This is a genomic window from Puniceibacterium sediminis, from assembly GCF_900188035.1.
In the GTDB taxonomy this organism is placed as follows: Bacteria; Pseudomonadota; Alphaproteobacteria; order Rhodobacterales; family Rhodobacteraceae; genus Puniceibacterium; species Puniceibacterium sediminis.
The window spans coordinates 1-7,306 of sequence record NZ_FZNN01000045.1; the positions used below are offsets into that span (position 1 = coordinate 1).

A 7,306-nucleotide genomic window follows, 5' to 3' on the forward strand; every position below is an offset into this window, starting at 1 on the left:
GTCCATCCCGCCATACCTGGCTTTCAGTTTGTAGAACGTCGCAGGGCTCAGGCCGTGCTTCCGGCACAGCTCCGCCGTCGGCAAACCAGCCTCCTACTCTTTGATCACCCCCCTCTCGGGACATTGCTGCGCAATGCCCTGCCGGGCAGCGGATAATCTGCGCTTCGGTGAAACGGCTTTTCCTCATCTCGTCTGCTCCTTCAGGTTGGGCAGACTCTACATCAGACTGAGGAAACTTCCGGGGGGCAGGTCACGGGGTAGTATTTTCCTACGAACCATGAGAGGGTCAGAGGCGCGAGATGGCCGTCAAGGCAGTGAAGCATCGAGGGGTCAGCGTCGCGCTGGTCAGACGTGCTATCGGTACAACCCGCTGTCCAGTGATGAGAACGAGCTGATCGGTGATCTGGCAAGTCATAGCTGGTAAGGAGCGCTGCAAGGCGCTCGAAGTCGTCCAGAGTATTTGGGATGGTCAAACGGCGGCGGCGCTCCTTGCCTAGGATGCCAATCAACACCTCATGCCGGTATTTGGAAATATCGATGGCGACGAACATTGTCGAAGGGATAGATTGAACAATGGTCATAGCCGGTTTCCTCGGCAGCGTGGTTCATGCAAAATCACTATTAGGCCCGGGGCGCGTTTACGGCTGCCAGATGCGCTATTTGACGGCTGCGCAGGCGGCCAGAACCTAGAACCGGCTCTTCTGCCCGACCTGCAACGGTCATGGTTAGATCAGTGGCAAGCTGATGGAATGAGCTGAAAGCTAAGGCATTGCCTTGGTCCATATCCACTAGTCCGCCCCCGCAGAGCGCCTGCACCGAACGATACCACCGCACCGTCAGGGATGGGCTTCTGGACCAATATCATCAATGCATCGAGGACGCCTTGAGCTTCGCCACACAGCGGCTCTGGACTTATGACAACCCTTCCTATGGTTTGAATCCGCCGTCGCGTGAAGGACACGCGGGGCGATAGTCTAGCGGAGAGCGGGGTCCGGCATTAGCTGTTTTCTTTTCCTCTACGTATCGACGGTTAAAGCCGCTGTTTTCCGCGTGAAGTGGTGCCCGGCGCAGATCAGATACAGGCCCGCGGCATCGTCTGGCTTTCAATGAAAATCCCGACTTGGGAAAAGGCGTTTGGCCTGATCGCGCGGATGATGGGCGCGGGGCGGATAGCGCTGGGGGCGAGGAGCATCGTCGGCCTGAGGCTGGGTTACGCCGACAGCTTCGTCCATCGGGTGGCCAAGATCTGCAAGCCGATGTGAAAGGTCTTCTATCGAGTCCGCGATCAGGTGCACGACGATGCCTTCACGCTCCAGCCGCCCGGTCACGCGCAGCAGACGCCCGCCCATGACGATGCGGCGAAAGCGTTCGTAGATTTTGGGCCAGACCACGACATTCGACACCCCGGTTTCATCCTCAAGCGTCAGGAAAATCACGCCCGAAGCGGTGCCGGGGCGCTGCCGAGTGATGACGAGGCCGCAAACCGAAGTGCGTTTGAGCGGTGCCGTGATGAGCCGGTGATGCGGTGTCAGATCCGCGATAGAGGGGCGCAAAAGCTCCATCGGGTGGGCGCGCAGGGTAAGACGCATCGAGACGTAATCCTCGACCACTTCCTCGCCCAGGTACATTGGAGGCAGGGTCACCTCGGGTTCGCGCAGCCCCTCGCCATCAAGCGGATCGGAAAACAGCGGCAGGGGAGCAGGTGCGTGGATGGCACGCACGGCCCAAAGCGCATCGCGCCGGTTCAGCCCCATGCCAACAAAGGCATCCGCCTCGGCCAGACGTTCAAGCACGCCGGGCGCAAGGCCCGCACGTAACCAGAGGCTTTCTGGATCGGGATAACCGTTGCCACGCGCCGCAACGATCCACCCCGCATCCTCCTCGCGCAGGCCCTTGATCTGGCGAAACCCAAGCCTTAGTGCCAATGCCCCATCCGTGCGCCGTTCCAGCCGGTTGTCCCATGCGCTGTGATTGACGCAGATCGGGCGCAGTTCGACATCGTGTTCGCGGGCGTCCCGCACGATTTGCGCCGGGGCGTAAAACCCCATCGGCTGGGAATTGAGCAGCGCACAGGCAAAGATCGCCGGGTGATGGCATTTGAGCCAGGACGAAACATAGGTCAGCATGGCAAAGGCCGCCGCATGGCTTTCGGGAAAGCCGTAATCGGCAAAGCCTTCGATCTGCGCAAAACATTGCTCTGCGATTTCTATGGGATAGCCGTTGGTCAGCATGCCTTTGACGAAGCGATCCCGCTGTGCCCCGATGGTGCCCATGCGCCGAAAGGAGGCAAGCGAGCGGCGCAACTGGTCTGCTTCTTCTGGCGAATAGCCCGCGCCGACGACGGCAATCTGCATCGCCTGTTCCTGAAATAGCGGCACGCCCAGTGTCTTGCGCGTGACTTCGGCCAGTGCTGGGCCAAAGGGTTCGGGCGCCTCCAGCCCCTGACGCCGCCGGATATAGGGTTTGACCATGCCGCCCTGAATCGGCCCGGGCCGCACGATGGCCACTTCGATCACCAGATCGTAAAAGGTTGCGGGCTTCATCCGGGGCAGGAAGTTCATCTGTGCGCGGCTTTCGACCTGAAACACCCCCACGGCATCGGCGCGTTGCAACATCTCATAGGTCTCGGGGTCCTCTTGCGGCACGGTGTCGAGGCAAAGCCGGATTTTCTCGTGGCTTTCCAGCAGTTCAAAGCTTTTGCGCAGGCAGGTCAGCATGCCCAGCGACAGGATGTCGATCTTGAGGACGCCAAGCGTATCAATATCATCCTTGTCCCATTCGATCACCGTGCGGCCTTCCATCGCGGCGTTTTCAATCGGACAGAGGTCGTCAAGCCGTCCACGGGTGATGATGAAACCGCCGACATGCTGGCTGAGGTGACGGGGGAATCCGACAATTTCACCGATCAGGCGGATGGTCTGGCCAAGACGGCGGTCGGACGGGTCAAGACCCAGTTCACGTATCCGCGCCGGGTCGGCCCCGCCATTCGACATGCCCCAGATCTGACCCGAGAGGCTGGCCGTCACGTCCTGGCTCAGACCCATCACCTTGCCCACCTCGCGGATCGCGGCGCGCGAACGGAAATGGATCACCGTCGCGCACAGCCCCGCACGGTGACGCCCATAGCGTTCATAAATCCACTGGATGATCTCCTCGCGGCGCTCGTGTTCGAAATCTACGTCGATATCGGGCGGCTCATCGCGATGCCGCGAGATGAAGCGTTCAAACACCATGCCGATCATGTCGGGGGACACATCGGTGATCGCCAGCAGATAACACAGGATCGAATTGGCCGCCGAGCCGCGCCCCTGGCACAGGATGCCGCGCGACCGGGCCTCTTGCACAATGTCATGCACGGTCAGGAAATAGGCGGCATAACCCAGTTCGCCCACGAGGTTCAGCTCCTTGGACATCAGTCTGTGCGCCCGCTCAGGCGCGCCGCGGGGATAGCGGCGCGTCAGCCCCTCGCGTGCCAATCTTTCAAGCCGTTGTTGCGGCGCTTCATCGCCGGATATCTCGTCAGGGTATTCATAACTGAGTTCCGAAAGCTCAAAACAGCAGCGCACCGCGATTTCCAACGTCCTGCGCAGGGCCGCAGGATGTTGGCGATAAAGCCGCGCCATGTCTTCGGCGCCTTTCAGGCGACGTTCGGCATTGGGCAGGGCCCTTGTTCCAATCCGGTCAATGGTCAGCCCTTCACGCAAGCAGGTCAGGACGTCCGCCAGCTGTCGGCGCGCGGCGTGATGCATCAGCACATCGCCCACAGCCACCATTGGCGCCGCACAGCGCAGCGCCAGTTGCGCGCAGGCGTCAAACCATGCCTGATCCGACCCATCATAGCGGGGTGCGGCACCCAGGAAGACATGGCCCGGAAAGCGGCGTGCAAGGGTCTGGATCGGGGTGCGTGCCTGCACCAGATCGGGTGGAGGCAGCGCGATCAGGATCATGCCCTGACATCCTTCTAGAAGATCGGCCAGATCAAGGTGACACTCTCCCTTGTCTGCGCGCCGTTTGCCCCGGGTCAAAAGCCGCGAAAGCCGCTCATAGGCGGCGCGGTCGGTGGGCAGGGCAATCCAGTCCACGGGGCAATCACGCAGCGCCAGCCGGGCGCCGATGACAAGCCGGGGCAGCTTGCGCATGGTCGGAACGGCCAGATCCTGCGGCGAGCCGACCTCTTGGCGCGAACAGGTATCGATCTGATGGCTGGACCTGATACGCAGGGCCTCGTGTGCCTCTTTGCGCAGGGTTTTGAGCGCGCTATAGGCCCGCACCACACCAGCCAGGCTATTGCGATCGGTGATGGCAATAGCATCCAACCCCAGTTCGGCGGCGCGCAGCACCAACTCCTCAGGATGTGAGGCGCCGGTGAGGAAGCTGAAATTCGAGGTGACGCAAAGCTCGGCATATGTCATGCGAATTCCCCTTGCACGAACCAGCCCGGATTTTGCGGCGTATAAAACAGCCACAGGCGGCGACCTTCGCGCGTATCCACCTTCCAGTAATCGCGCAGGCCAGAACGCCAGGCGTCATCCTCCAGCCACCATTCCGGCGCGATCCGTTCGGGACCAGTGGCGCGTGCGGTGGTCAGGGCCATGCGCCGCCATTTGAAGCGGGCGGGCGGCTGCATTCCCGACGCGGCGATGGGTTCCGGCGGGAAAAGCCGCAGCGGGCGTGGACGCAGGCAGACCCACCCGCTGTCCGGGGCGCTATAGGCCGCAGGCGCGATGGTAAAGCTGCGTTCGGGGATGTGGCTGTCGGCGGGCAGGAAACGCTGCACATTCTCAAGCCCGATCCGCGTCCCGATACGGGTGATCAGATCATTGAGCCGATCAGGACTGGCCTGTCTTGCCATGCTGCCGATCTGCTGCACGGGCAGCGGTTCGACCACTGTGGCTTCGAGCCGGATCTGATCGATCCCAAAGCCTGCATCCACGCCCCCCACGCCCCGTGCAAAAAGCGGTAGGATACGGGCCGGATCACGGATCGCGGCGGCAAGGCGCAATTCGACCTGCTGGCTGCCCTGATCGACACGGCGCAGAGATAGCATCAGGCGACGCGCGCCCGCCTCATGGGTTTTGAGCTTGTCGCAGAGCGGCATCAGAAGTCGTTCTGTCGCGGCCATGACATCGGCAAAAAGCCCGATTGGATCCGGGAAGGTCAGGCGCACGCCGAAATGCGGCGGCTCGGCCTCGGGGCCGATCACTTCGGGGCAATCACCCAGAAGTTGATCTAGACGCAGCATCAGTTCCGTCCCAAAGCGTCGCGCCAGCGGGGCGCGCGCGGTCGTCAACAGATCACCGATGCTGCGCAACCCAAGCCGCTGCAACCGCACGACCATCTGCGGCTCCAGCCGCAGGGCCGCAACCGGCAGCTGCGCAAGCCTGTCGCGTGCCTGTCCGGGCGCGATCCGCCCTTCGCCAAAATGGGCCAGCGCCCAGGCAGCACCGCGCGTATCCGCGAGACCCAGTCGCAATGTAAGGCCCGCACGGTCGATGCGCCCGCGCATATCTGTCAGCATCGCCTCTTCGCCGCCAAACAGATGGGCCGAACCTGTCACATCCAAAACCAGACCATCGGTCCCCTCGCGCCCGACCCAGGGACAATAGCGCGTGGCCCAGCGGCGCAGGCTGGACAAGAACCGCGTATCCAGATCGGGCTGGGCGGGTTGGCTGACAAGGGTCGGACAAAATGCACGCGCATCGGCAAAGCTCATACCGCGCTGCAGTCCCAGCTCCTCGGCCTGTGGTGTCAGGCAATAGATGCGGTCCGTGTTTTTCTGGTTCAGCGTCAGCGCAAAAGGGGCCTCAATCGGGCGCGCCCGCAGAACCCGCTCACAAGGCAGCCGCGGAAACCACATGCAGGCGACGCGTTTCTGAGTCCCATCGAACATCCCAGGCACCAATTGTTCCCGATTTGTTCTTTATATTTTCCCAGCGCATCAGAGTCGAGTCTTCCCTTTGGGCATCAAAGACAGGCGATGCCCGCCAGCGGGTCTCGGCGGCGTTTGAGCCCATCCCCTCGGGAATGACGCACAGCCCTGTGGTGCCCCCCGCTTTGGCGGCCAGTTGCAGACGCCGCCCTTCGCGCAGGTTCAGCGGTCGGGTGATTTCGATTACCACATAAGGCAGCGCACCAGCGTTCGACGCCCCATCGCTCAGCGCCTCTTCCGCCACCGCAAGGCTATCGGTCTGATCCTGCGTCACTGCAGTCAAAATCAGGGTAGGATCGCGGAATGAGGTGAGGCCCAGCGGATGCAGAGTATCCGCCAGCCATGTTTCCCGAATCCAAAACACAGCGCCAGGCGCCGAGAGGATGGCCGCAAAGCCCCTGGAAGAGGGCCCGCAGACCTCATGTACTCGGCCTATGCGTAAAGAAATATGGGGAAGACGACGTGTTTGCATGAGCGTAAACATAAGGGGAACGCTAGTCCTTGCCAATACTAACAGGCAGGCTGCCTGTAATGCGGGAGAGGGTCGTCGTAGTCAGTTTTGGGGATGAGTAAGAAGGGTAATCCTCCCCAAAACTAAGGGGATGCGGACGTAGACTTTTCTCAGCATTATGACTGATGAGAATCTGATGAAGATGACGAGATTTAACGAACCCCAGATCCTTGCGATCCTGCGTCAGGATGTTGATTGTCACTGAGAACTGGCTCTATTTCGCAAATCGGATGGGGGATTCATGTCTTGAATCCAGCGTGATAGCTGGGAGGCATGAGCAGACCATCCCCCTGACCTATAAAATCAGGAAGTGGCGGGCCTACAACGAAGCGCTTAAGCGCCGGGGCTCGCTGACAATCTGGTTCGATCCCAAGATGACGTGGGAGGCCAAGCTGACCGGCAAGGGTGGCCGACAGCCCACCTTTAGCGACGCCGCGATCCAGACCTGCCTGACGATGAAAGTTCTGTTTGGCATGCCCGTCACAGAGGCCGTGGGATAACTGTTTCCGGGGAAAGGGGAGACATGGTATCTACTCTATTTAGCATCAGAGTCCACAGCTACCTTAGAAGCAGACACAGCATTGTACGAAACGCCATTCGAGCATATCGCAGGAACAGTAAAGCCATATCGCCAGCGAGTTAATAAAGACGGCGAATTTGAGGTTCGCGCGAAGATTGAACGCGAAATTTGGTGGCGTCACGCTCGCTCCCGACCAGCTATGCGTAAAGCTCTCCAAGGTTGTTCAAATTATATTGCTACACCTATGGTGACTAGGCTCAGGACCCATTGATTTTCGCTTCGCTGCGTGATTCACGGCTCAAAAAATGAGCGGTGAACATGTCTGATCTAATCTGGTTATCCGACG

The 7,306-nt window shown here is 60.6% G+C and carries 3 protein-coding genes and 3 pseudogenes; 1 reads left to right on the plus strand and 5 read right to left on the minus strand.

The features are described 5' to 3' along the window. The 5 genes and pseudogenes from CHB75_RS21905 to CHB75_RS20920 all read right to left on the minus strand — a co-directional run. A pseudogene (locus CHB75_RS21905) lies at positions 1 to 187 on the minus strand (transposase); the annotation flags it as partial. A gap of 217 nt (positions 188 to 404) precedes the next feature. Continuing rightward, positions 405 to 581 (minus strand): annotated as a pseudogene (locus CHB75_RS22590) (IS110 family transposase); the annotation flags it as partial. Between the two features lie 522 nt (positions 582 to 1,103). Further along, positions 1,104 to 4,412: an error-prone DNA polymerase gene (locus tag CHB75_RS20910; protein ID WP_089274080.1), complete on the minus strand. Its 3,309-nt coding sequence runs from the start codon at positions 4,410 to 4,412 to the stop codon at positions 1,104 to 1,106. Then, positions 4,409 to 5,890, minus strand: coding sequence for a Y-family DNA polymerase (locus CHB75_RS20915; protein ID WP_089274082.1), 1,482 nt, complete (start codon positions 5,888 to 5,890; stop codon positions 4,409 to 4,411). The genes CHB75_RS20910 and CHB75_RS20915 overlap by 4 nt, the downstream gene beginning before the upstream one ends. Further along, positions 5,832 to 6,293 carry a hypothetical protein gene (locus CHB75_RS20920; protein ID WP_342745331.1) on the minus strand — a complete coding sequence of 154 codons (462 nt, stop codon included), beginning with the start codon at positions 6,291 to 6,293 and terminating at the stop codon, positions 5,832 to 5,834. Before CHB75_RS20920 ends, CHB75_RS20915 begins: the two co-directional genes overlap by 59 nt. Positions 6,294 to 6,713: 420 nt before the next feature. Between CHB75_RS20920 and CHB75_RS20925 the strand changes: the two are divergent. Further along, positions 6,714 to 6,937, plus strand: a pseudogene (locus CHB75_RS20925) (transposase); the annotation flags it as partial. Positions 6,938 to 7,306: the final 369 nt, after the last annotated feature.

Excerpts from the sequence above, each read along its gene's own strand:
- CHB75_RS20910 (WP_089274080.1), bottom strand. The coding sequence starts at position 4,412 with ATGACATATGCCGAGCTTTGCGTCACCTCGAATTTCAGCTTCCTCACC.
- CHB75_RS20915 (WP_089274082.1), bottom strand. The coding sequence starts at position 5,890 with ATGTTCGATGGGACTCAGAAACGCGTCGCCTGCATGTGGTTTCCGCGG.